Source organism: Massilia sp. P2_C2, assembly GCF_056404615.1.
Genome location: NZ_JBFUDR010000015.1, coordinates 1 through 24863, shown reverse-complemented (window position 1 = coordinate 24863; position 24863 = coordinate 1). Strand labels below are relative to the sequence as shown.

Genomic DNA, 24863 nt, shown 5'->3' with positions numbered 1-24863 from the left:
GTGCGACGCTTCAGTTGAACGAACGCTTCGGCGCCGTCTTCACGTGCGTCGAGTACAGCGTCAACCCGGTGAATGCCAGGCCGCCGACGAGGTTGCCGAGGACGGTCGGGATCTCGTTCCAGATCAGGTAGTCGACGAAGGTGAAGTGCGCGCCGGTCAGGATCCCGAACGGGAACAGGAACATGTTGACGACGGAGTGCTCGAAGGCCATCGCGAAGAACAGCATCACGGGCATCCACATGGCGATGACCTTGCCGCCGACGGTGGTCGAGATCATGGCGCCGACGACGCCCGTCGAGACCATCCAGTTGCACAGCATGCCGCGGATGAACAGCGTAACCATGCCGGCGAACCCGTATTCCGCATAGCCCAGCGTACGCTTCTCGCCGATCGTACCGATCGTCTTGGCTAGCGCGCCGCCATCCGTGTGGTAGCCGAACGTGAAGACATAGGACATCAGCACCGCGACCGTCAGGGCGCCGAGGAAGTTACCGGCGAAGACGATGCCCCAGTGCTTGACGATGCGCGGCAACGTGACGCCCGGGCGCTTGTCGATCAGCGCCAGGGGCGTGAGCACGAACACGCCGGTGAGCAGGTCGAAGCCGAGCAGGTACAGCATGCAGAAGCCCACCGGGAACAGCAGCGCGCCGATCAGCGGCACGCCCGTGGCGACGGAACAGCTGACGGCGAACACCGCCGACAGGGCGAGGATCGCGCCCGCCATGTAGGCGCGGATCAGCGCGTCGCGCGTCGACATATAGATCTTGGATTCGCCTGCGTCGACCATCTTGGTCACGAATTCGGAAGGCACCAGGTAGGCCATGAAACTTCTCCCTCGGGGGCCGCGATGAAGCGGCGTGGATTGAACGGTATCCGGCGTCGATCGCGCCGTCACGAGGGTTTATGCAAGAAGCAGGCCTGCTGCCGGGATGATGCTGCCTCGCGGTGCAAGGGCGCACCAGACCGGCCGCTGGTGGCACCGGGCGCGCCCTTGAACGGGGCAAAACAGCCAATCTGGTGCACCTGCGCGTCACCATAGCGCCATTATTGTGCGTGACGCACGCTTCCGGTGTGCGGCGTCCGGCGGCCGCACCACGTTGCGAGCGCAGCGGCGAGACCATCCGCGTCCTCGTCCCCGGTCCACGCCACGTGCCCGTCGGGCCGGACCAGCACGGCGGACGGCAGCGGGACCGCGCCGATCGCGGGAAGCTCGCATTCCGCGGCACATGTCGCGGCGACCCGTTTGACGCGGTCATCCCACCCCTCGATGCACAGCGGGCCCGCCCCGCCGACATCGAGCAGCACTGGCCGCGCATCGTGCAGCAGCGCGTAGACGCGGGTCGGCCCGGCCTCCGTCACGATGTCGAGGTCGGGCATGCGCCGGTCCAGCAGCGGATGGCCTGCGCCCAAGTCCTCGACCCACGCCGCAAGCAGCCGTGCCGTCCGTTCCTGGGGCAGCGCGAGCAGGTAGTTGTGCCGGGGGGGGGAAATCGCCGATGTCGAGGGGTGCATGAAAACTCATGCGGGGATGGGTCTTGCCCTGGGCGAGAAACCGGTCCACGATCCCGCGCTGGTCGAGCAGCTCGAGCGAGCGCGCATGTAACCCGCCGGCGCGCCCGCCCACGCGGTCCCGGGCTGGCCGGCGCTCGACGATGGCGACGTCGACATCTGCGAGCGCGAGTTCGGCGGCCAGCATCAGGCCTGTGGGGCCGCCGCCGACGATGATGACTTCATGTTCGCTGGTCCGCATACGGTCCTCCCGTGGATGCCGGACCCGTATGCTACATCAACGTGCCACGGCGGCGGCATCCGCATCGGTGGCGTGCGCCGGCTCCAGGCACGTCCTGGCAAGCCAGGCGCGCACGGGCCGGTCGTACCAGTGCAGCAGGGCATAGGCCAGCATGACGATGCCCACCTGGGTGCCCGCTGCCACCAGACCGAGGCGCAGCGCCGTCGGATGCGTACTCCAGTTCCAGTGCGCGAAGACGTACACGAACCCGTAATGAATGACGTAAACGGGATAGGACAGCTCGCCGAGGAAGCGGCATAACGCGCCGACCGCTCCCTCGACCCGCGTCGCCCCGGCGCCGGCGGCCAGCACCAGCGGGAACACGACGATGACGCAAGCCGCTTCGACCACGCCGTTGTACTTGCCCATGGGCGGCGCGACGAAGATCGCCACCAGCACGAGCGACAGCAGGACGAAAGGCTGCGGCACCGCCCGCCTGAATCCCGTGCGGTAGACCAGCAGCCCAAGCAGGAACGGACACGCCAGGCGGACCGGCGCCGCCCAGAAGTCGGCCCAGCCCCAGCCATGGCTCAGGTCACTGAAATGAAATCCGGTCCACACCAGCAGGACGGCGCTCGCCACGCACAGGGCGACGTGCAGGCCACGCCCCAGTTTGTGGCCGAAGCAGCCGTACAGGACGTTGGCGATGTATTCCTGGAACAGCGTCCAAGACGGACCGTTCAACGAATGCGTCTCGCCGAAGCTGTTCGGCACGTTCGGCGTCGGCAGCAACAGCAGGCTGAGAGCGATCGTGCCGGCCATCATCGCGAACGAAATCTTGACGCCGATCTGCTGGCCGTCGCCGACGAACGGATCGAGCAGCCACGCCGCCGTGCCGATCGCCAGCCCGGCCAGCGCCATCGGATGGAGCCGGATCAGGCGCCGCTTGAAAAATCCCGCGAGCGTCAGCGCTTCGCGGGCGCGGGCGCGCGGCCCCAGGCGCCCGTCGTAGGCGTGGCCGAGCACGAAGCCCGACAGCGCGAAAAAGAAGTCGACGGCCAGGAAGGCGTGGCGCATCGGATTATGGATCCAGTCGGGCGCGATCATCTCCCAGAAATGAAACATCAGCACGCAGATCGCGGCCGTGCCGCGCAGGCCGTCGAGGGCCTCGTAATGGGATTTCGAAGGGGTCATGTGGTTCGGGTCTCCGTATCAGGTCTTATGGTCGCCGGCCTCCGGAAAAAGATCCTGAACAAGAAGCCGGGTACGGTAGAATGCCAAACCGCACCAGGTATTTGCAACAGCGTTGTGACAGCCCGGATTCCGCTGTTACAGGCCGGTTGCCGCGACCGTCGAACGGGACGCATGCATATAGAACTCACGAGAGTCCAGTGAAACTACGAGACCATCGCACCATCGTCGCAGCCCTGGCCTGGACGGCCGCCGGAGGCATCTTCGCGCTGCCCTATGTCCTGCGCGGCATGGGCTTCACCACCCTCTTTTCCGTCATCATCAACTGCTGGTTGTGGGGTGCGCTGACGCCGCTGATCAAGCGCGTGCACGACTACCTGTCCGCCACCGTCAGGCGCCCGCTGCCGCTGCTGGCGGCCCATGCCGGTAGCGGGCTCGCGCTGACGGCGCTGTACGTGCTGGCCGCCGCGGCGCTGGAAAACGGGCTCGGACTGCTCAACTGGGATCCGTGGACCCACCCCCTGGGCCTGCTCGACTGGTTTTACTGGGCCATGCTCGTGTACTGCATCATCATCGGTGCGCTGACCGGCCTGAAATACTACCGGCGCGCGCTCGTCGACGAATTGCACATCGAACGCCTGAAGCGCGGTTTTGCCGAAGCGCAGCTGAACACGTTGCGCACCCAGCTCGATCCGCACTTTCTGTTCAACGCGCTGAACGGCATTTCCGCCTGCGTCGAGCACGAGCCAAGGGTGGCGCGCAGGATGATCGAGCACCTGGGCGACCTGCTGCGCATCTCGCTCGACACGCGGCACCGCGGTGAAGTCTCGCTGGCCGAGGAAATGGCCTTCCTCGAGCATTATTTCGCGCTGCACCGGATGCGCTTCGCCGAGCGGCTCGCGATCACGGTGTCCGTCACGGCGGACGTGGAGCATGCGCGGATCCCGTCGCTGCTGCTGCAGCCGCTCGTGGAAAACGCGATCCGGCACGGCATTTCGGGACGCGTGGCCGGCGGGCGCATCACCGTGTCGGCGCGGCGCGTGGCGGACCAGGTCGAGATCCGGGTGATCGACGACGGCGCCGGCCTGCCGCCGGGGTGGACGCTGGACGGCGCGCGCGGCCTGGGACTGAGCGTCACGCGCGAGCGCCTGGCGACCATGTACCCGGACGGCGCGAGCACGTTCGCCGTCGCGCCGCATGCCGGTGGCGGCACCGAGGCGAAGATCGTCCTGCCGCTGAACTGAACGGAAAGGAAGCACGCGATGGCATTGGCCAGGTCATTGAAGATACTCGTGGTCGACGACGAGACGCTGGCGCGGCGGCGCCTCGTGGACTTGCTGGGCAAGGTGGACAGTGTCGCCGAGGTGGTCGAGGCCGCCGACGGCGCGGCGGCCATGCTGGCGATCGCCAGCCACAGTCCCGACGTCGTGTTCCTGGACATGCAGATGCCGGGACCGTCCGGCCTGGACGTGGTCGACACGGTCGGCGCCCAGCGCATGCCGATCACCGTCTTCGTCACCGCGTACGACCAGTACGCGATCCGCGCTTTCGAAGCGAACGCCCTCGACTACCTGTTGAAGCCGTTCAGCGACGAACGCTTCGAGGCCGCGATGCAGCGCATCGTCGCACGGCTGGACGAGCGCCGTACGCTCCCCGTCGCGCTGGAAGAGCCGGCCCGCTGGGACCGGCTCGTGGTGAAATCCGCGGGCGCCACCCATATCGTGAAGACGACCGACATCGACTGGATCGAAGCCGTCGGCGTGTACGTGAACCTGTACATCGGCGACAAGGCACTTCTTTACCGCGCACCGATCCACCTGCTGGCCGACAAGCTGGATCCCGCCCATTTCGTGCGCATCCACCGCTCGGCCATCGTGAACATCGAAAGCATCGTGCGGCTGGAACCGATCTCGCACGGCGAGTTCGACGTGGTGCTGAAGCACGGCGGTCGGACGAAGGTCAGCCGCACGTACCGCGCCCAGCTGGAAAAACGCCTGGGACAGGCGTTATAGACGAAAAAAAACGGCGCGCCGCCGCAAGGCAACGCGCCGGTGGCAATGGCGGGGCCGGCACCGCCGTGCCGCCCTGCCTTCCTCAGAAGTGGTACTCGGCCTTCACCATCGGGGTGCTGGCCGACGCGCCCGGGACGCGCTTGCTGTCGTTGCCGAACTTGTTGTGCCAGTACTGGTAGGCGATACCGGCGCGGAACGTCTTCGGCTTGGCGCCCAGCAGCGGGCCCAGGTCGTACAGCAGCTGCATGTCGATGTTCGTTTCCGGCGCGGTCTGGTAGCCGAATTCGTCCTTGCCCTTGGAGGCGATCCAGTTCGCGTAGCCTTCCCACGACCAGCCCGTGGCCCCGATCGGGAACGCCCACACGGCGCCCAGCATCGGGTGTGTGTCGTAGCGGTAGCGCGAGACACTCGTCTGCGTGTACTCGTTGTTCGGCGCATTGCTCTCCCACAGGCCGTACACCCCCACGTTCAGCAGGCCCGGCACCTTGAAGGCGAGCGTCGGGCCGGCGACCAGCATGCGCTTCTTCGAGTTGTAGCCGGCATCGTCCTTCGTATTGGCGTCGAAGCCGAGGGTCAGGCCCACGTCGCTCACGGGACCGTACGCGAGTTCGCGGCCGCTCGTCTTGCCCATCGAGATGGTGTTGCGGTACACGAGGTAGAACTCCTGCGCGCCCGATTTCGCGCTCGGCGACGAGGGGTCGGACTTGTTCGACAACAGGATGTCCAGGTTGAAGAAATTCGTGCCGTAGGCGTAGCCGCTCACGTGGTTGACGTCGATGATGTCCTTGTGGATCTCGTTGGTATTGAACGGCTCGCGGAAGCGTCCGCCGGTACGGTAGCCGATCGACGTGTCGCTCCAGTCTGCGGCCTGGACGGACGTTGCGGCACACGCGCACAGCGCCATGGTCAGGACGGTTTTTTTCATGCTTTGCTCCCTTGTACGATAGTATGGTTGTTGGTGGCGCCGGCGTCCGTGTGGCTCTCGGCCGGGACGTCGCGGGTACCGTTGAAGAAGAGGTTCAGCGCGACCGCGGCCACGGCGGTCAGGAGGATGCCCGACTCCAGCAACGGATGCAGGCTGTGGGCCATCTGCTGGGCCCAGCGCGGTGCCACCAGCGGGATCAGGCCGAAGCCGATCGACAGGGCGACAATACCCGGCGGCAGCGCGGCGGCTGCCTGGGCGGCACTGGCGCGCGCCGCGTCGACCATCGCGGCCAGCTTCACGGTGTCCACTGTCTGCGCCGTGCTCTCCGGGCCGCCCATGGCCCAGCCGACGCCGACGCGCATGAGGGTCACGCCGATGATCAGGATGATCGTGCCCGTGACGACGGGCRGAAAGAAGCGCAGCAATCGGCTCATCAGCGGTGCGATCAGCAGCGCGACAAAGCCCGCGCCGATGCCGGCGCCGAAGATCGCGCGCCCCCCCGTCGACGCCGGGTACCGCATTGGCGATGGCGACCATCGGGCCGACGGCCGCGAAGGTCACGCCCATCATCACGGGCAGGCGGATGCCGAACCAGGACGTCAGGCCCAGGGACTGGATGACGGTCACGATGCCGCAGCAGAACAGGTCGGCCGAGATCAGCATGCTGACCTGTTCGGGCGGAAGCTTCAGGGCGCGTCCCACGATGAGGGGAACGGCGATGGCGCCGGCGTACATGACGAGGACGTGTTGCAACCCGAGCGCGCCAAGGCGTGCGAGGGGCAACCGTTCGTCCACCGGGTGGCGGGACGGTTGGGTCATGCTTGTCTCCTTGATGTGTTATGAACTGAAACCGAGAGGCATGCCGCCCGCCGCGCGCCGGCTGCTTGGGCCGGGCGCCCGGGCGTGTCCGGCGGCGGGGTGTGCCGCCGGACGGTGAAGCGGATTATTGGACGGGAGCGCCCTCCTCGTACCAACGCTTGATGAGGTTGCGCTCGTCCGGCGTGATCTGGGTGGCGTTATTCAGCGGCATCAGCTTGAGCACGACCGCCTGCTGGTACATCTGCTGGGCGTGCCGCCTGATCGAATCCGGCGAATCGAACGAGATGCCTTTCGATGCCATGGCGGCCGAGTGGCACATCGCGCAGCGCTGGGCGACAACGCCCTTCACCTGCTCGAAGCTGACGTTCTGCGCGGTGGCGCCGGCGGCGGCCGCACTATTGGCCGGGGCGCCGGCCGACGGCGCGGAGGCGACGACCGGCACGTCGGCCTCGGGCTTCGGTGTCAGGTACACGACCAGGCCCACGAGGGCAGCCACGCCGAAGCCGGCGAATTCCCACGGCACGCGCTTGCCGTGCACCATGGCCTTGTGACGGGCCACGAAGCTCTGGCGGATCAGGGCGCCGGTCAGCATCATGAGGACCAGCACGACCCAGTTGTTTTCGCCCGAGTACAGCCAGCCGTAGTGGTTGGACAGCATGGCGAACAGCACCGGCAAGGTGAAATACGTGTTGTGCACGCTGCGCTGCTTGGCGCGCCAGCCGTAGACCGGGTCGACCGGCTGGCCTGCCTTCAGCTGGGCGACGACCTTGCGCTGGCCCGGGATGATCCAGAAGAACACATTGGCGCTCATCGACGTGGCGAGCGTCGCGCCCACCAGCAGGAAGGCGGCACGGCCGGCGTACAGCTGGCACGCGAGCCAGGACGCGAACACCACGAACGCGAAGATGATCGCGCCGACGATGGCGTCGCCGTTCTTCCTGCGGCCGAACGTGCGGCAGATCGTGTCATACACGAGCCAGAACGCGACGAGGAAGCCCAGCGCGGTGCCGACGGCGGCGCCCGACGTCCAGTCGTGCACCTGCCTGTCGACCATGAACGTGCCGGCGTTGAACAGATACAGCACCGTGAACAGGCCGAATCCGGACAGCCACGTGGCGTAACTTTCCCAATAGAACCAGTGCAAACCTTCGGGCATCTGTTTCGGTGCCACAAGATATTTTTGCGGATGGTAGAAGCCACCGCCGTGCACGGCCCACAGTTCGCCGTCGACACCCTTCTCCACCAGGTCGGGAGAAGTCGGCCTGGTCAGCGAGTTGTCGAGGAAGACGAAGTAGAACGATGCGCCGATCCAGGCGATCGCCGTAATGACGTGGGTCCAGCGCAATAGCAGGTTGGCCCAGTCGAGCAGATAGGATTCCATAGAGCCTCCAGAACAAAAGGAAGTACAACGCAGGCTGCACACTGTACTGTCCCATCACCACAGCGGGCTCTGTGAGGGGCAAATCATCGCAACCAACGGCGTCGGGCTGGGTCCCATGCCGATGTGCTCCGCGGCGACATCTAGAACTGTATACGATCTTGTCGAAAATGGGTACTTTTTTTATGACAGGAACAACAGGTGGTGCTTACGAGCCACGATACGTGGAGTAAGACCACGGGCTGACGAGCAGCGGCACGTGGTAGTGGCCGGCCGCGTCGGCGATGCCGAACTCGAGCGGCACCGTGTCGAGGAAGGCCGGCTCCGGCAGCGTGACGCCCTTCTCGCGGAAGTACGCGGCCACGTGGAACGTCAGGCGATACTTGCCGACCGCCATCGTGTCGGCATTCAGCAGCGGGCCGCCGTCGTTGCGGCCATCGCCATTCAGGGTAAGCGTCTTGATCGTGCGCGCGCCGTTGGTGTCGAGCGCTTCGAGCGTCACGCGCATGCCGGCCGCCGGGCAGCCGTTCATGGTGTCGAGCACGTGGGTGCTGAGATGTCCCATCGGTTTTCCTTTCTTGGTTGATTGAAATAAGTGCATACACTTGGCGTTTGCATTTTTTCGAAAAGTGTATACACTTCAAGCACGATGTCAATCACTTATTGTTTTTACCGACCCTGAACGACCATGAGCCGAACCCGTACGCCCCTGAAGATCGTCGCACCGAAGAACGACGCCCCGGCCGCCCTCGGCGCCGCTGCGAACCATGATACGCCGGCAGGCAGCCCGGCCGGCAGCGCCACGCAGCGCATCGTCGACTCGATCACGACCGCCATCGCCGAGCGCCGCCTGATGCCGGGCACCAAACTGTCCGAGCAGAAGATCGGCGATATCTTCGCTGTCTCGCGCACCGTCGTGCGCCAGGCCTTCAACCAGTTGTCGCGCGATCGCCTCGTCGTGCTGGAACCGGCACGCGGCGCATTCGTCGCCACGCCCACCGCCGAAGAAGCGAACGACGTGTTCGAAGTGCGCGCCATCCTCGAGACGGCCGTGACGAAGCAGCTGTGCGCGACGATCACCGACGCGCAGATCAGGCAGCTGCGCGAACACCTGCAGCTGGAACACGCGGCCGTGACCAATGCCGAGGTGCCGGGCCGCACGCGGTTGCTGGGCGACTTCCACCTCGTGCTGGCACAGATGCTCGGCAACCAGGTGCTCGTGCAGATGCTCTCCGAGCTCCTGACGCGCTCCTCGCTGATTGCGCTGATGCGCCAGTCGTCGCAGTCGGCCGAAGAATCACTGGACGAGCACGTGGCCATCGTCGACGCCTTCGAGAAGCGCGACGTCAAGGCAGCCGTGCGCCTCGTCTCGAAACACCTGGCCAACGTCCAGCACAACCTGCACCTGGACCCGCAGCGCGTCGACCTGGCCGACATCCTCCACCCGTGAACAAAGACCAAGCCACCATGACCCAGCACTATCCACGTGACCTCGCCGGCTATGGCCGCGCTCAACCCTACGCCGACTGGCCGGGCCGTGCCCGCGTCGCCGTGCAGTTCGTCCTGAACTATGAAGAAGGCGGCGAGAACAGCGTGCTGCACGGCGACGCCGGCAGCGAACAATTCCTGTCCGAGATGTTCAACCCGGCCGCATTCCCGACCCGCCACCTATCGATGGAAAGCATCTACGAATACGGCTCGCGCGTCGGCGTCTGGCGCATCCTGCGCGAATTCGAAAAGCGCGGCCTGCCGCTGACGGTCTTCGGCGTCGGCATGGCGCTGGAACGCAGCCCGGACGTGACCGCCGCATTCAAGGAACTGGGCCACGAGATCGCCTGCCACGGCTGGCGCTGGATCAGCTACCAGAACGTGGACGAGGCGACGGAGCGCGCGGATATGGCGCGCGGCATGGCAGCGATCGAGCGCCTGACGGGCGAGCGCGCCCTCGGCTGGTACACGGGCCGCGACAGCCCCAACACGCGCCGCCTCGTCGCCGACTACGGCGGCTTCGAATACGACAGCGATTACTACGGCGACGACCTGCCGTTCTGGCTGAAGGTGCGCAAGACGGACGGCACACATGCCCCGCAACTGGTCGTGCCGTACACCCTGGACGCGAATGACATGCGCTTCGCCCTGCCCCAGGGCTTCTCGCACGGCGATCCGTTCCTGGCCTATTTGCGCGACGCGTTCGACGTGCACTACCAGGAAGGCGGCGAGCGGCCCTCGATCCTGTCGATCGGCATGCACTGCCGCCTGCTGGGTCGGCCGGGCCGCTTCCGCGCGCTGCAGCGCTTCCTCGACTACATCGAACAGCACGATCGCGTCTGGGTGACGCGCCGCATCGACATCGCGCGCCACTGGAAGAGCGTGCATCCGTACAACCCCGACACCGCATTCGCGTGGGAGTAAACAAGCAATGCTTCTATTATCGACACTCAACGCCGCCGACGAGGCGGGCTTCACCTTTCTACTGGACGGCGTCTACGAACACTCGCCCTGGATCGCGGCGCGCGCCTGGGCCAGGCGCCCGTTCGCCACGCTGGCGCAACTGAAGCGCGGCCTCGTCGAAGCCGTGCGCGAGGCAACGCGTGAAGAGCAACTGGGCCTGATCCGCGCCCACCCGGAACTCGCGGGCAAGGCCATGGTGGCCAAATCGCTGACGGCGGAATCGACGAACGAACAGAACAAGGCCGGCCTGACGAATTGCACGCCGGAGGAATTCGCGCAAATCCAGCAACTCAACGCGGACTACAATGCGAAGTTCGGCTTCCCGTTCATCCTCGCGGTGCGCGGCCCGCGCGGCGCGGGCCTTCCGAAGGCGGAGATCATCGCCACGTTCGCGCGCCGTCTCGCGAACGGTGCGGAATTCGAATTCGCCGAAGCGCTACGCAACATCCACCGCATCGCCGAGATCCGCCTGGACGACAAGTTCGGCGAGGAACCCGTGCTCGGCAACCTCGTGTGGGACTGGCACGAACAGCTGGCCGTCCACAGCGAGCCAGGCTACGCGGAACGCGGCGAGTTGTGCGTCACGTACCTGACGGACGCGCACCGCGCAACGGCCGCCCAGCTGGCGCGCTGGATGCGCGCAGACTGCGGTTTCGACGACGTCACCATCGACGCCGTCGGCAACGTGGTCGGCATCTATCACGGCGCCGATCCGGCGGCCCAGCGCCTGCTGACCGGCTCGCACTACGATACCGTGCGCAACGGCGGCAAGTACGACGGCCGCCTGGGCATCCTCGTGCCGATGGCCTGCGTGCGCGAACTGCACCGCCAGGGCAAGCGCCTGTCGTACGGCATCGAAGTCGTCGGCTTCGCGGAAGAGGAAGGCCAGCGCTATAAAGCCGTATTCCTCGGGTCCGGCGCACTGTGCGGCGGGTTCGATGCGAACTGGCTCGACCAGCAGGACGCGGACGGCATCACGATGCGCGACGCGATCGCGCACGCGGGCCTGAACGTGGACGACATCGCGGCCCTGAAGCGCGATCCGTCCAGGTACCTCGGCTTCGTCGAGACGCATATCGAGCAGGGCCCCGTGCTGAACGATCTCGACCTGCCCCTCGGTGTCGTTTCCTCGATCAACGGCAGCGTGCGTTTCGTCGGCGAGATCGTCGGCATGGCCAGCCACGCCGGCACGACGCCGATGACGATGCGCCGCGACGCCGCGGCCGCCGCCGCCGAGCTGGTGCTGTACGCGGAACGGCGCGGCGCCTCGGCACCCGACCTGGTCGCCACCGTCGGCATGCTGGAAGTGCCGAACGGTTCCATCAACGTCGTGCCGGGCCGCTGCCGCTTCTCGCTCGACGTGCGTGCCACGACCAACGCCGTGCGCGACGCCGCGGCCGCCGACATCCAGGCCGAACTCGCTGCAATCTGCGCCCGCCGCGGCCTGCAATTCTCGCTCGAAGAGACGATGCGTGCCGCCGCCGCCCCGTGCGCCGACGACTGGCGCCGCCGCTGGGAACACGCCGTCGAATCGCTCGGCCTTCCGGTATTCCGCATGCCCAGCGGCGCCGGCCACGACGCCATGAAGATCCACGACATCCTGCCGCAGGCCATGCTGTTCCTGCGCGGACTGAATGCGGGCATCAGCCACAACCCGCTCGAATCCATCACCAACGACGACGCCGACCTGTGCGTCAAGGCCTTCCAGGCCCTTCTCGACCAACTTGCCACGGAATCCTGACATGACCACGACCAACAAAGCCGCTTCCTCCCCGTACGAGGCCCTGGACGCCTGGATCGACGCCCACTTCGACGACGAAGTGCGCTTCCTGCAGGAACTCGTGCGCGTGCCGACCGACACCCCGCCGGGCAACAACGCGCCGCACGCCGAGCGTGCCGCCGAGCTGCTGAAGGCCTTCGGCTTCGACGCCGAACAACACGCGGTGCCCGCGCCGACCGTGCAGGCCGCCGGCCTGGAGACGATCACGAACCTGATCGTGCGCCGCAAGTACGGCAACGGCCGCACCGTCGCGCTGAACGCCCACGGCGACGTGGTGCCGCCGGGCGAAGGCTGGACCCATGACCCGTACGGCGGCGAAGTCGTCGACGGCCGGCTGTTCGGCCGCGCGGCCGCCGTCAGCAAATGCGATTTCGCGACGTTCACCTTTGCCACCCGCGCGCTGGAAGCGCTTGGCGCGCCGCTGAAGGGCGGCGTCGAGCTGTACTTCACGTATGACGAGGAATTCGGCGGCGAGCTCGGACCGGGCTGGCTCCTGCAGCAGGGCCTCGTCAAGCCCGACCTCCTGATCGCGGCCGGCTTCAGCTACCAGGTCGTCACCGCGCACAACGGCTGCCTGCAGATGGAAGTGACGATCCACGGCAAGATGGGCCACGCCGCGGTGCCGGAGACCGGCGTCGACGCGCTGCAGGCCGCGACGCGCATCCTCGTCGCGCTGTACGACCAGAACACGCAGTACAAGCAGGTCAAGAGCCAGGTCAAGGGCATCAACCATCCGTACCTGAACGTGGGCCTGATCGAAGGCGGCACCAACACGAACGTCGTGCCGGGCAAGGTCGTGCTGAAGCTGGACCGCCGCATGATCCCGGAAGAGAACCCGCTTGACGTCGAAGCGACGATCCGCAAGGTGATCCAGGACGCGGTGGCCGACCAGCCGGGCATCACCGTCGAGATCAAGCGCCTGCTGCTCGCAAACGCCTTAAAACCGCTGGACGGCAACAAGCCGATGGTGGATGCCCTGTCGCGCCATGCGACCGCCGTGTTCAACGAAGAGATCGGCGCGGCCGGCACGCCGCTGTACACGGACGCGCGCCTGTTTGGCGAAGCGGGCGTCCCGGCCGTACTGTACGGGTGCGGCCCGCGCACGGTGGGCGAGAGCAATGCCAAGCGGGCCGACGAGCACATCGATCTGGAAGACCTGCGCCGCGCGACCAAGGTCGTTGCGCGCACGCTGTTCGACCTGCTCGATTGAGCTGGTCTGGTCTACGATTCGGTACCATGGTAGGGTGCGCCCCCCTGTGCCGACGCGTGACATGCGCGTGATGCCGACGTCCGCGTGGGCACGGGGTGCCCACCCTACCTATTGCTCATCGCGGCCGGGCCGCCAGCCGCAGGGTCAGCGGCGTTTCCGGCCTCRGGGTGATGTTGAAGACGGGCCGCGGCAGCGCCATCCCTTCCGGCACCTCCACCGAGAAACGCGGCGGGAACATCGCCGCGATCACGGTCATCTCCGCCAGCGCGAGATGCTGGCCGAGGCACACGAGTGGCGGCGCGAGCACAGTCCGCGCCAGGTCGAGCGCCGCATCAAGTCGTTCAGCGGCCGCTCGCTGCGCGAATGGCAGGCGATCGTCCGCACGGAGGGCCTGTTCTTCGCCGCGCGCGACCGCCACGAAGCCGGCCAGCCGTTCGACTGGGCGACGCTGGCGCTGGACGAGGGCTTCGCCGACCTGGCCCACATGACGCGTACCGCGCGCCGCATCACCGGATACGCGCCCGCCGAATTCGGGCGCCGATTCATCGAGGATGAATCGTTCTGGATGTACCGGCTGTGGGTATGAAGATCTACTCGAACGTGTAGCGCAGGCCGGCGCGGATCGACCGCGGGGCGCCCGGCGCGTAGAACATCGAATGCACGAGGCCCGTGTCGTCGCCCTGCGCCGCGAACGGCCGCGCGCGGAACGACCCGTCCGCCGTGATACCGGTCGCGCCCAGCTGCGCCGCCGTCGCGTAGCGGCGGTCGAACAGGTTGTCCACCTGGGCGAACAGGCGCAGCCGCGGCGTGGCCTGCCACGTGGTTCCCAGGTCGAACACGACGTGGCCAGGCGTGACGCCGCTGCCCAGGAAGTGGGTGCCGTCCGGGCGGTGCAGACCGTTCTCGTTGCCGCGCGCCGGCGCGCCGGACACCCCGAGCATGCCCAGTTCCACCGACCACCCGGGCGCGACCTGCCATGCGGCGCGCGCCTTGAACACGTGGCGCGGTACGAGCGGCAGGCGGTCGCCGGCCCGGATCGCGATGTTGCCGTCGGCGTCGGCGCTGCTGTTGCCCGGGCTGCCGATCGTCTCGCCGCTTGCGAACGTCGCGCCCTGGAACGTGTAGTCCGCGGACAGCTCGAACGACCCCGCGCGGCCGTTGGCGCCCAGCTCTACCCCCTGGCGCCGCGTGCGCCCGAAGTTGCGAAAGTAACCGAAACCCGCCGCGTTGTCGGCCACGAACAGGATGTCGTCGCCGTTCGTCGCGCGGAACACGCCGGCGTGCCAATGCGTCCGGGCTATCGTGCCGCGCAGGCCCGCTTCCCACGTGCGCGTGACGACCTGGCGCAGCGGCGGGTCGCCCGCCATCGCATTCGGCAGCTTGCACGGATTCGCCGGGTCGGCACAGCCCAGTTCCACCGCGGTCGGCGTGCGGCTGCCTTCGTTGTAGCCGGCATAGGCGTTCAGGCCACGCATCGGCGTCCACGTGATGCCGATGGCTGGGTTGAAGCGGCCGAAGCGGTGATCGCCGTCCAGGGAACCGCTGCCCCCGCCCGGCGTGATGCGGTCGCGGTTGTGCATCGTCGTGCGGTTGTAGCGGCCGGACAGCGTCACGTGCAGGCCGTCGCGCACATCCAGCGTGTCCGTCGCGTAGACGCTCCACGTGCGCGTGCGGCCCGTGAGGTCGACGCGCGCATCGACGGGCGTGCCGTCCGCGTAAAAGTCGACCGGCGTGATGCCGCGGTCCGGGTCCAGGTAGCCATACTGCGCGCCCTGGCGGAAGTCGACTCGGCTCGCATCGAACGCCGCGCCTGCCGTGAATGTGTTCGCATGGCCCGCCAGGCGGCCCGGCAACGCCGCCTGTCCACCCAGGCCGTAGGCGAGCTGGCGGCTGTCGGTGCGGTTGATGAGGCCATTGCATTGCTCGGCCGGTTCGTCCGCCAGCAACACGTTGGCGATGCAGCGCCAGGACGGGAACGGGGTGTTCGCCGCCGTCGCCCCCGCCGTCGGGAAGCCCGTGTAGCCGGCGGCGGCCAGCGCGGCCTGCTCGGCTTTGCCGGGCTGGACCACGGACTGGGTGAGCGCGTCCTCGTTCAGGTCACCGTTCACGGTGGCCGTGCGGATACGGCGGACATACACGTTGCCGGACAACCGGACGCCGGCGGCGGCGCGATGGCTGGCCGCGAGATTCAGCAGCACGGCACGGTTGCGCGTTTCGTCCGGCTTCGTGTACACGCTCGCGTAGTCGCGCGCCAGCAGGCGCTCCTCCTGCAGGCCATTGCCCGCGAGGCGGCTGGACGCCAGCGCCGCGCTGAATGACACATCCGTGTCCGCRGCGTGCCAGCCCAGCTTGCCGAACAGCTGCCCGAAGCGCGTGGACGACGCGGCGCGCCAGCCGTCGTCACGGAATCCCGTGCCCGTGACATACCAGTGCAGGCCGGCGCCGTCATGCCCGCCGTGCTCGAAGCCGATCTCGCCCCGGCCATGGCCGCCGCCCTGCGCCTGCACGGCGGTCCCGGCGTCGTACAGGCCATCCTTCGTGCGCACGGCCAGTGCACCGCCCAGCGTGTTCAGTCCGAACAGCGGATTCGAGCCGGGCACCAGCGTGAGCGACGTGATGGCGGCGCGCGGGATCAGGTCCCAGCTGACGACGTCGCCGAACGGCTGGTTCATGCGCACGCCATCGACGTACACGGACAGGCCCTGCGGCGTGCCGAGCAGCGGCGACGCAGTGAAGCCACGGTAGTTGACGTCCGGCTGGATCGGATTGCCCTGGATCTCGTTGACGTACACACTGCCCAGGCGGCGGTTCAGCGCATCCGGCAAGGTGGCGGTCCCCGGGGCGTTGATCGCGTCGCCATCCAGCGCCTGCACATTCGCCGCGATGCGCGTGCGTGCCACATCGAGGCCCGGCAGCGGCGTCGTGCCGACCACTTCGACGATGGCGGGCGCCGGGTCGGCCGCGGCGGCGCCGTGCCAGCCCGTCGCGGCAAAGGCGAGTATGGTCAGGCGCAGGTGCGTGCGATATGCCATCGTGGTGGTCCCTGTCTCCGTGAATGTCCGTGCCGGCGTCGCGCGCCGGTCTGACTGACATCACTGCAGGAACCGTTCCAGCATTGCCACGGCCTGGCAAGCCGCCGCACTGTGCAATTCTGGATCACACCCTGTGCCGTAACGGCACAACCGCGTCAGGCCGGCGGCGTGAAGATCCGGTTGAGTTCCGCCGCCTGCAGCGCGCCGTCCGCATAGCCGAACGTGCCCTGTTCCAGCACCTCGCGCGCGCCGCGCATCAGGGCGCCGTACGCGGCCCGCGCCAGCGACGCGCCCAGGCTCACGCGCGTGACGCCCATCCGCGCCAGTTCCGGCACCGTCAGCGGCACGCCCGGCAGGCCCATGATGACGTTCACCGGCAGGTCGACCGACGACACCACCGCCGCGATCTCCTCTTTCGTGCGCAGGCCCGGCGCGAACAGCACGTCGGCGCCCGCTTCCTGATAGGCCTGCAGGCGGCGGATGGTGTCACCGAGCTCGGGACGGCCGACGAGAAAGTTCTCGGCGCGGGCCGTCAGCATGAACTTGAAACCGAATCCACATGCCGCCTCGGCCGCCGCGCGGATGCGTTCCGCCGCCAGGCTGATGTCGTACAACGGCTCGCGGGGGTCGCCCGTCGCATCCTCGATAGACCCGCCGACGACGCCGGCCGCCGCCGCCGCGACGATCGTTCGTGCCGCGTCGTCCGGCGCCGGGCCGAAACCGTCCTGCAGGTCGGCGGACAGCGGCAGGTCGGTCGCCGCAGCCAGTTCGGCCAGGTGCGGCAGCATGTCGCGCACATCGATCGTGGCATCCGTTTTCGCCTTCGAGAATGCGAAGCCGGCGCTGGTCCCCGCCAGCGCCTGGAAGCCGAGCGCCTCGAGCAGCCTGGCCGAACCGGCATCCCATGGATTCGGGATAACGAAGCAGTTGCCGCGTGCGTGCAGCTCGACGAACGTCCTGGATTTTTCCGCCTGGCTCTTCATGCGTTTCTCCTGTTGGTGTGTTTTTCACGACCTTATCAGAATCCCCCTGCACGAAGATGCGCGGAATCTCACAGCGCCGGTTCTTCCCCTACGCGCACGACGTGCAGCAGGTTCGTGCGGCCCGGGCGGCCGGACGAAAATCCCGCCACCACGATGACGTCGTCGCCCGCGTCGGCCAGGCCGTGGAAGCGCGCGGCGGCGACACCGTCCGCCACCATGCGGTCGAACCCTTCCGCCTCGTTGAACGGCACCGGGTGCACGCCCCACACGAGCGCCAGCCGGTGCGCGATCTCCATCTTCGGCGTGAGCGCGAGGATAATCGCGCCTGGACGCTCGCGGCTGGCGCGCAGGCAGGTCGCGCCGCTGGCCGTGTACGTGACCGTCGTGGCCGGAGCCAGCAAATTCGTCACGCGCCGCAGCGCGCGGCAGATGGCGTCCGCCGTCGTCTTGTCCGCCGGCTTGTGGCTCGCGTCCAGGCCTTCGCGCCAGCGCGGGTCCTGCTCCACTTCGCGGATCACGTTGTCCATCACGGCGACCGCTTGCACGGGATACTGGCCCGATGCCGATTCGGCCGACAGCATGACGGCGTCCGCGCCTTCATAGATGGCGGTAGCGACGTCGGAGACCTCGGCACGCGTGGGCACGGGCGCCACCATGATGCCGTCGGCCAGCTGCACGATGCCGTCCAGCGCGTCGATGGCGGCCGGCTTTTCCAGCTTGGCCATGATCCACGCGCGGTCGCCGATCAGGCTTCCCGCCTCGACGATATCCTCGGGACGCTGCACGAACGACAGCGCGACCCAATCCACGCCCAGCTCGAGGCCGAACGCCAGGTCGGCGCGGTCCTTCGCGGTCAATGGCGAGATGGGGAGCACGACGCCGGGCACGTTGACGCCCTTGCGGTCCGACAGCGCGGCGCCGTGCCCTCGGCCGGGTCGAGGTCGAGGCGGAAGCGGCTGCCCGTCTCCAGCATGGCGCGGCCGCCGGCCATGCGGCCGACGCGCAGCTTCGGGCCCTGCAGGTCCATCAGCACGCCGATCGGCCGGCCGATGTCGCGTTCGACGCTGCGGATGGCGTGGTAGCGCGCGGCGTGGTCGTGGTGGCTGCCGTGGCTGAAGTTCAGGCGGAAGACATCCGCGCCGGCCAGGGCCAGCGCGTAGATCTGTTCGGAGGTGGAACTGGAGGGGCCGAGAGTGGCCAGGATGCGGGCGCGGCGTTGGCGTAGCATGAGTTTACTCCTGGTCTTGGAACAAAAAAACGGGTACTCCGCCGCGGCGCACCCGTCAAAGGGAAGGTCGGGTACCCGCGTGGTCTACGCCACGTAGATCGCGCGGAAATCGTTCACGTTGGTCAGCGTGGGCCCCGTGACGAGGGAATCGCCGAGCACGCCGAAGAAGGTGTGCGCGTCGTTGTTGTCGAGGCTCACGCGCGGCGGCATGCCATGCGCCCAGGCGCGCGCCAGGGTGTCCGGCGCGACGAATGCGCCGGCGATCTCCCCGGCGCCGTCGACACCATCGGTATCGCCGGCCAGCGCGTGGATGCCAGGAGCGCCGTCCAGCGCGACGGCGAGCGCCAGCAGGAATTCGACGTTGCGCCCGCCGCGGCCCTTGCCGCGGATGGTCACGGTGGTTTCGCCGCCGGACAGCAGCACGCACGGTCCCGCCACCGGTTGGCCGTGGCGGCGCGCCTGCAGGGCGATGCCGGCCATGACCTTGGCCACCTCGCGCGCTTCCCCCTCGATACTGTCGCCGAGGATCAGCGGCGTGACGCCGGCCTTGCGGGCGACGTCGGCCGCCGCTTCCAGCGCCATCTGCGGCGAGGCGACGATGTGCGTCGTCACGTTCTCCAGGCGGCGACTGCCCGGCTTGACGGTCTCCCCATCACCCGACTCCAGCAAACGGCGGGCGCCGGCGGGCAGGTCGATGCCGTATCGGCGCACGACTTCCAGCGCGTCGRCACACGTCGTCGGGTCGGCCACGGTGGGGCCGGAGGCGATGTCCATCGGGTTGTCGCCGGGGACGTCGGAAATCAGCAGGTTGACCACGCGCGCCGGATGGCAGGCCGCGGCGAGCCGCCCGCCCTTGATGGCGGACAGGTGCCGGCGCACGCAGTTCATTTCCGTGATGCTGGCGCCGGACGCGAGCAGCGCCCGGTTGATCGCCTGCTTGTCTTCCAGCGAGACGCCCTCGCCCGGCAGCGGCAGCAGCGCCGAACCGCCACCGGAGATCAGGCAGATCACGAGGTCGTCCGCCGACAGGCCACGTACCGTGCGCAGCATGCGCTGGGCGGCTTCGCGGCCGGCGGCGTCGGGAACCGGGTGGGCGGCTCCGACGATCTCGATGCGTTCGCACGGCACGGCATAGCCGTAGCGCGTGACGACGAGGCCCGTCAGGGGGCCGGGCCAGCTGCGCTCCAGCGCCTGGGCCATCGCGGCCGACGCCTTGCCGGCGCCGATCACGATCGTGCGCCCCTTCGGCGGCGCCGGCAGGTTGCGCGAAATGCACAGCGCCGGCTGGGCCGCGTCCACGGCGGCGATGAACATGCTGGCCAGCAGTTCACGCGGGTTCTTCGTATTTTTTGTCGTCATTGTCGTCTCCTCTCATCCGTAGGGTGGGCACCCCTGTGCCCACGCGTGACGTTCGCTTCACGTTGGCGTACGCGTGGGCACGTTTCATTTGAGGCCCCCGGCCTCAAATGCCCACCCTACGTCAGCCTTGTTTCTGGCCAATCTCGAAATTCGACATGATCTCCAGGGCGCGCACCATCGCCGAGTGGTCCCAGCCGCCGCCATCGTGCGCGGCGCAGGTGTTGAAGAGCTCTTGCGCGGTTGCCGTGTTCGGCAGCGCCACGCCCAGCTGGCGGCCGGTGGTCAGCGCGAGGTTCAGGTCCTTGCGGTGCAGGTCGATGCGGAAGCCCGGCGCGAACGTGCGCTTGACCATCCGTTCGCCATGCACTTCCAGGATGCGCGAGTTGGCGAAGCCGCCCATCAGCGCTTCGCGCACACGGGCCGGATCGGCGCCGGCCTTGGCGGCCAGCAGCAACGCCTCGCCCACGGCTTCGATCGTCAGGGCCACGATGATCTGGTTGGCGACCTTGGTGATCTGGCCGTCGCCGTTGCCGCCGACGAGCGTGATGTTCTTGCCCATCCTTTCGAACAACGGCTTGACCTTCTCGAACGCAACCTCGCTGCCGCCGACCATGATGGTCAGGCTCGCAGCCTTGGCGCCCACTTCGCCGCCGGACACCGGCGCGTCCAGGTATTCGCAGCCCAGCGCATTGATGCGGCGGGCGAAATCCTTCGTGGCGACCGGCGAGATCGAGCTCATGTCGACGACGATCTTGCCGGCCGTGAGAGCCGACGCCACGCCATCCTTGCCGAACAGGACCTCGTCCACCTGCGGGGTGTCGGGGACCATGATGAAGACGATGTCCGCCTGCGACGCCACTTCGGCGCCGTTCAGGCACACGCGGGCGCCCGCTTCGACGAGGACCGACGGGGTCGGGCCGACGGTGTTCGTGAACAGCGTATGGCCGTCGTTGATGAGGTGACCCGCCATCGGGGCACCCATGATGCCCAGGCCGATGAATCCGATGTTTGCCATGATGTCTCTCCTTTTGTGTTTTGATTAACCAGCCAATGTCGGGCTCAATGCGGCGATCCAGTCCAGGCCCGCGCGGGTGTCGGCGGCCGGCTTGTATTCGCAGCCGATCCAGCCGTCGTAGCCGATGCGGTCCAGGTGCTTGAACAGGAACGGGTAATTGATTTCGCCCGTGCCCGGCTCGTTGCGGCCCGGGTTGTCCGCGACCTGGATGTGCGCGATGCGCGCCAGGTTGCGCTCGACCGTCTTCGCCAGCTCGCCTTCCGTGCGCTGGGCATGGTAGACGTCGTACTGGACGTACACGTTGTCCGCGCCGACCGCCTCGATCAGGTCCAGCGCTTGGTTAGCCGTGTTCAGGTAGAAGCCAGGGATGTCGTACGTGTTGATCGGTTCGATCAGCAGGCGGATGCCGGCCTGCTTCAGCTGCGTGGCTGCGTAGCGCAGGTTGTCGACGACGGTGCGGCGCAGGGTACCTGCATCGATGCCCGCCGGGGCGATGCCGACGAGGCAGTTGACCTGGCGGCAGTTCAGCGCCTTTGCATAGTCGATGGCGCGGGCGACGCCCTCGCGGAACTCGGCCTCGCGGCCCGGCAGCACGGCGATGCCCCGCTCGCCCTTCTCCCAGTCGCCGGCCGGCAGGTTGTGCAGGACCTGCGTGAGGCCGAACTGCTGCAGGCGTTCCGCCAGCGCTTCCTTCTCGAAGCCGTACGGGAACAGGTATTCGACGCCCTTGAATCCTGCGTCGGCCGCGGCCTCGAAGCGGTCGAGGAACGGCAATTCGTTGAACAGCATCGTCAGGTTGGCTGCGAATCTTGGCATGGTTATCTCCTTTGTTGCTGTGGTGCGATCAGGCGCGGATGGCGGTGGGCGCATCGCCCGGATGGTCGGCCAGCGCCTCGAACTCGTTGACGGCGTCGATTTCCGTGCCCATCGAGATGTTCGTCACGCGTTCCAGGATGATCTCGACGATCACCGGCACGCGGTGCTCGGCCATCAGCTTGCGGGCGTCAAGAAACGCGGGCTGGATGTCATCGACGTGGCGCACGCGGATCGCCTTGCAGCCCAGGCCTTCGGCGACGGCCACGTGGTCGACACCGTAGGCGCCAAGGTCCGGCGCATTGATGTTCTCGAACGCCAGCTGGACGCAGAAATCCATGTCGAAGCCGCGCTGCGCCTGGCGGATCAGTCCCAGGTAGGCATTGTTCACGACGACGTGCAGGTAGGGCAGCTTGAATTGCGCGCCGACGGCCAGCTCCTCGATCATGAACTGGAAGTCGTAGTCACCGGAAATGGCCACGACGTCGGTCTTGGCGCCCGAGGCGACGACACCCAGGGCCGCCGGCACGGTCCAGCCCAGCGGGCCGACCTGGCCGCAGTTTATCCAGTTGCGCGGCTTGTACACGTGCAGGAACTGGGCGGCGGCAATCTGCGACAGGCCGATCGTGCTGACGTACGTCGTGTCCTTGCCGAAGGCGCGGTTCATTTCCTCGTACACGCGCTGCGGCTTGATCGGCGTGATGTCGAAGTGTGTCTTGCGCAGCAGGGTGCGCTTGCGCTCCTGGCATTGCGCCATCCAGGCACTGCGATCCGGCAGGCCGCCGATGGAAGCCATGCCCCGGGCCACGTCGATCAGCAAGTCCAGCGCGGCGCCGGCGTCGGAGACGATGCCGTAGTCCGGGCCGAACACGCGGCCGATCTGCGTGGGTTCGATGTCGATGTGGACGAACTTGCGGCCCTTCTTGTAGACGTCGACGGAGCCCGTGTGGCGGTTCGCCCAGCGGTTGCCGATGCCGATCACGAAGTCGGATTCGAGCATCGTCGCGTTGCCGTAGCGGTGCGACGTCTGCAGGCCGACCATGCCGGCCATCAGCGGGTGGTCGTCGGGGATCGCACCCCAGCCCATCAGCGTCGGGATCACGGGCACGCCGACGATCTCGGCGAATTCCTGCAGGCGGGCGGCCGCGTCGGCGTTGATCACGCCGCCGCCGCAGACGATCAGCGGACGCTCGGCCGCGTTCAGCATGGCCAGCGCCTTCTCGGCCTGGGCACGGGTCGCGGCGGGTTTATACACCGGCAGCGGCTCGTAGGTGTCGACGTCGAATTCGATCTCGGCCACCTGCACGTCGAACGGCAGGTCGATCAGCACCGGGCCCGGACGGCCGGAGCGCATCAGGTGGAACGCCTGCTGGACGACGCGCGGCAGCAGGTCCGGCTCGCGCACGGTGACGGCCCACTTGGTGACCGGCTTGGCGATAGCCTCGATGTCGACGGCCTGGAAGTCTTCCTTGTACAGGCGGGCGCGGGGTGCCTGGCCCGTAATGCATAGGATAGGTATCGAATCGGCCCATGCCGAGTACAGGCCCGTGATCATGTCGGTGCCCGCCGGGCCCGACGTCCCGATGCAGACGCCGATGTTGCCGGCCTTGGCGCGGGTATAGCCCTCGGCCATGTGCGAGGCGCCCTCGACGTGGCGGGCGAGCACGTGCTCGAAGCCGCCGTTCTTCTTCATTGCCGAGTAAAACGGGTTGATTGCGGCGCCGGGGACGCCGAACACCGTGCTCACCCCTTCCTTGCGCAACACTTCCGCCGCAGCGTCGATCGCTCTCATTCGGGCCATGCTCTCCTCCGTGTCTTTGGTTGGTTTTGGACGATGACCCAGCATATCGATAACCCACCGCAAGTTGAATTGCTGCTACCATCGGCTCTGTCGATACTTTAAGTATTGAATCGGACAACGGATATGGATCGCTATACGGAAATACGCAGCTTCGTACTCATCACGGAAAAAGGCAGTTTCGCGGGTGCCGCGCTGACGGAGGGCGTGACGCCCGTCGTCATGGGGCGCCGCCTGGACGCCCTCGAACAACGCCTCGGCGTGCGCCTGATGCACCGTTCCACGCGCGGCCTCACCCTGACGGCGCTGGGCGAACAATTCATCGAACCGTGCCGACAGCTGCTGCGCGACTTCGACATCACGGAAAACAGCATCAGCGAGGGCCGCAGCACGGTGCGCGGCCACCTGGTGGTGTCCGCCCCGGCGGCATTCGGCCGCACTCACGTCGCGCCCCATGCTCCCGCCTTCCGCGCCATCCACACGGAACTCAAGATGTCGTTCAACTTCACGGACAGCGTGGTCGACCTCGTGCGCGAGGGCTATGACATGGCGATCCGCATCGGCGAGGTGACGGACCCGAACTATGTGGCGATCCCCCTGTTCCCGAATCGGCGCGTCGTGTGCGGCACGCCGGACTACTTCGAGCGCAACGGCGTGCCGCGCACGCCGGAAGACCTGGCCCGCCACAACTGCCTGGCATTCAACCTGCAGGGCGGCCAGCAGCGCGGCTGGACGTTCCAGCGCGACGGCAGGCTGTTCGCCGTGCGCGTGGACGGCGACCTCGCCTGCAACGACGGCGAGCTGCTGTTCGACTGGGTCAGGCAGGGACTCGGCATCGGCTGGCGCTCCACCTGGGAGATCCAGGCCGAGCTGAAGCGCGGGGAACTCGTGACGGTACTGGACGACTTCGCGGTCGGGAATTACCCCATCCAGGCCGTGTACCCGCAGCAGCGCTACCTGCCGGCCAAGATCCGGCACTTCATCGATCACCTAAAGGCCGTGTACAACGCGCCGGGGTATTGGGAGCGCAGCACGGGCGCCGGCTGACGTCCTTCCGCCCCGCCCCTGGGCGACGCCCTGACACATATTCCGCCGGCCGGGCGTGCGCCAACCGGCTTGGAAGCTGCGCCGCAGCTTATC

Annotated in this window: 22 protein-coding genes and 3 pseudogenes; 8 read left to right on the top strand and 17 right to left on the bottom strand. The window is 67.4% G+C overall.

The window, feature by feature from the left end; genetic code table 11:
• Positions 1-10: 10 nt before the first annotated feature.
• The 4 genes and pseudogenes from AC1DYX_RS03435 to AC1DYX_RS03420 form a co-directional block, all read right to left on the bottom strand.
• A complete protein-coding gene (locus tag AC1DYX_RS03435) occupies positions 11-823 on the bottom strand; it encodes a formate/nitrite transporter family protein (protein WP_477256272.1) in 813 nt (270 codons plus the stop codon).
• Positions 824-1044: 221 nt separating this feature from the next.
• Positions 1045-1512, bottom strand: coding sequence for an aromatic-ring hydroxylase C-terminal domain-containing protein (locus tag AC1DYX_RS03430; RefSeq protein WP_477256270.1), 468 nt, complete (start codon positions 1510-1512; stop codon positions 1045-1047).
• A 55-nt stretch (positions 1513-1567) separates the two neighbouring features.
• Positions 1568-1696, bottom strand: a pseudogene (locus tag AC1DYX_RS03425) (FAD-dependent monooxygenase); the annotation flags it as partial.
• Positions 1697-1786: 90 nt separating this feature from the next.
• A complete protein-coding gene (locus tag AC1DYX_RS03420) occupies positions 1787-2923 on the bottom strand; it encodes an acyltransferase family protein (RefSeq protein WP_477256268.1) in 1137 nt (378 codons plus the stop codon).
• 197 nt (positions 2924-3120) lie between these two features.
• On the opposite strand from AC1DYX_RS03420, the gene AC1DYX_RS03415 reads away from it, so the two are divergent.
• Both AC1DYX_RS03415 and AC1DYX_RS03410 read left to right on the top strand, forming a co-directional pair.
• On the top strand, positions 3121-4164 hold the full coding sequence (locus AC1DYX_RS03415) for a sensor histidine kinase (protein WP_477256266.1): 1044 nt from the start codon (positions 3121-3123) through the stop codon (positions 4162-4164).
• A gap of 18 nt (positions 4165-4182) precedes the next feature.
• Positions 4183-4932, top strand: coding sequence for a LytR/AlgR family response regulator transcription factor (locus tag AC1DYX_RS03410; protein WP_477256264.1), 750 nt, complete (start codon positions 4183-4185; stop codon positions 4930-4932).
• Positions 4933-5014: 82 nt separating this feature from the next.
• Here the strand turns inward: AC1DYX_RS03410 and AC1DYX_RS03405 are convergent, their stop codons facing one another.
• From AC1DYX_RS03405 to uraH, 5 genes and pseudogenes are all read right to left on the bottom strand, one after another.
• Complete coding sequence (locus AC1DYX_RS03405; RefSeq protein WP_477256302.1) at positions 5015-5857, bottom strand: outer envelope protein; 843 nt, start codon at positions 5855-5857, stop codon at positions 5015-5017.
• Positions 5854-6378 (bottom strand): solute carrier family 23 protein, encoded by a 525-nt coding sequence (locus AC1DYX_RS03400; RefSeq protein WP_477256300.1) that lies wholly within the window; start codon positions 6376-6378, stop codon positions 5854-5856. The genes AC1DYX_RS03405 and AC1DYX_RS03400 overlap by 4 nt, the downstream gene beginning before the upstream one ends.
• 58 nt (positions 6379-6436) lie before the next feature.
• A pseudogene (locus AC1DYX_RS03395) lies at positions 6437-6592 on the bottom strand (solute carrier family 23 protein); the annotation flags it as partial.
• Positions 6593-6800: 208 nt separating this feature from the next.
• Complete coding sequence (locus tag AC1DYX_RS03390) at positions 6801-8057, bottom strand: urate hydroxylase PuuD (RefSeq protein ID WP_477256262.1); 1257 nt, start codon at positions 8055-8057, stop codon at positions 6801-6803.
• Between the two features lie 205 nt (positions 8058-8262).
• Complete coding sequence (uraH, locus tag AC1DYX_RS03385; RefSeq protein WP_477256260.1) at positions 8263-8619, bottom strand: hydroxyisourate hydrolase; 357 nt, start codon at positions 8617-8619, stop codon at positions 8263-8265.
• Positions 8620-8742: 123 nt separating this feature from the next.
• Between uraH and AC1DYX_RS03380 the strand changes: the two genes are divergently transcribed.
• The 4 genes from AC1DYX_RS03380 to AC1DYX_RS03365 are packed head-to-tail and all read left to right on the top strand — an operon-like array spanning position 8743 to position 13495.
• A complete protein-coding gene (locus tag AC1DYX_RS03380) occupies positions 8743-9504 on the top strand; it encodes a GntR family transcriptional regulator (protein ID WP_477256258.1) in 762 nt (253 codons plus the stop codon).
• Positions 9505-9521: 17 nt separating this feature from the next.
• Positions 9522-10466, top strand: a complete 945-nt coding sequence (puuE, locus tag AC1DYX_RS03375; protein ID WP_477256298.1) for an allantoinase PuuE — start codon at positions 9522-9524, stop codon at positions 10464-10466.
• Between the two features lie 7 nt (positions 10467-10473).
• A complete protein-coding gene (gene uraD / locus AC1DYX_RS03370; protein ID WP_477256256.1) occupies positions 10474-12246 on the top strand; it encodes a 2-oxo-4-hydroxy-4-carboxy-5-ureidoimidazoline decarboxylase in 1773 nt (590 codons plus the stop codon).
• Position 12247: 1 nt separating this feature from the next.
• Positions 12248-13495 carry a M20 family metallopeptidase gene (locus AC1DYX_RS03365; protein WP_477256254.1) on the top strand — a complete coding sequence of 416 codons (1248 nt, stop codon included), beginning with the start codon at positions 12248-12250 and terminating at the stop codon, positions 13493-13495.
• Positions 13496-13610: 115 nt separating this feature from the next.
• Here AC1DYX_RS03365 and AC1DYX_RS03360 read toward each other — a convergent pair whose 3' ends face one another.
• Positions 13611-13745, bottom strand: a complete 135-nt coding sequence (locus AC1DYX_RS03360; protein WP_477256252.1) for a hypothetical protein — start codon at positions 13743-13745, stop codon at positions 13611-13613.
• Positions 13746-13766: 21 nt separating this feature from the next.
• On the opposite strand from AC1DYX_RS03360, the gene AC1DYX_RS03355 reads away from it, so the two are divergent.
• Positions 13767-14081 (top strand): helix-turn-helix domain-containing protein, encoded by a 315-nt coding sequence (locus tag AC1DYX_RS03355; RefSeq protein WP_477256250.1) that lies wholly within the window; start codon positions 13767-13769, stop codon positions 14079-14081.
• A 4-nt stretch (positions 14082-14085) separates the two neighbouring features.
• Here AC1DYX_RS03355 and AC1DYX_RS03350 read toward each other — a convergent pair whose 3' ends face one another.
• The 7 genes and pseudogenes from AC1DYX_RS03350 to gcl form a co-directional block, all read right to left on the bottom strand.
• On the bottom strand, positions 14086-16527 hold the full coding sequence (locus AC1DYX_RS03350) for a TonB-dependent receptor (protein ID WP_477256248.1): 2442 nt from the start codon (positions 16525-16527) through the stop codon (positions 14086-14088).
• 155 nt (positions 16528-16682) lie between these two features.
• On the bottom strand, positions 16683-17510 hold the full coding sequence (locus AC1DYX_RS03345) for an isocitrate lyase/PEP mutase family protein (protein ID WP_477256246.1): 828 nt from the start codon (positions 17508-17510) through the stop codon (positions 16683-16685).
• Between the two features lie 68 nt (positions 17511-17578).
• Positions 17579-18738 (bottom strand): annotated as a pseudogene (locus AC1DYX_RS03340) (pyruvate kinase).
• A gap of 84 nt (positions 18739-18822) precedes the next feature.
• Positions 18823-20097, bottom strand: coding sequence for a glycerate kinase type-2 family protein (locus tag AC1DYX_RS03335; RefSeq protein ID WP_477256244.1), 1275 nt, complete (start codon positions 20095-20097; stop codon positions 18823-18825).
• Positions 20098-20218: 121 nt separating this feature from the next.
• Positions 20219-21112: a 2-hydroxy-3-oxopropionate reductase gene (locus tag AC1DYX_RS03330; RefSeq protein WP_477256242.1), complete on the bottom strand. Its 894-nt coding sequence runs from the start codon at positions 21110-21112 to the stop codon at positions 20219-20221.
• 24 nt (positions 21113-21136) lie between these two features.
• Entirely contained in the window at positions 21137-21928 is a 792-nt protein-coding gene (gene hyi, locus AC1DYX_RS03325) for a hydroxypyruvate isomerase (RefSeq protein WP_477256240.1), read from the bottom strand.
• A gap of 28 nt (positions 21929-21956) precedes the next feature.
• Entirely contained in the window at positions 21957-23726 is a 1770-nt protein-coding gene (gcl, locus tag AC1DYX_RS03320; protein ID WP_477256238.1) for a glyoxylate carboligase, read from the bottom strand.
• A 123-nt stretch (positions 23727-23849) separates the two neighbouring features.
• Between gcl and AC1DYX_RS03315 the strand changes: the two genes are divergently transcribed.
• The gene (locus AC1DYX_RS03315; protein ID WP_477256236.1) at positions 23850-24770 is read left to right on the top strand and encodes a LysR family transcriptional regulator; all 921 of its coding nucleotides are present in this window, start codon (positions 23850-23852) and stop codon (positions 24768-24770) included.
• Positions 24771-24863 lie beyond the last annotated feature (93 nt).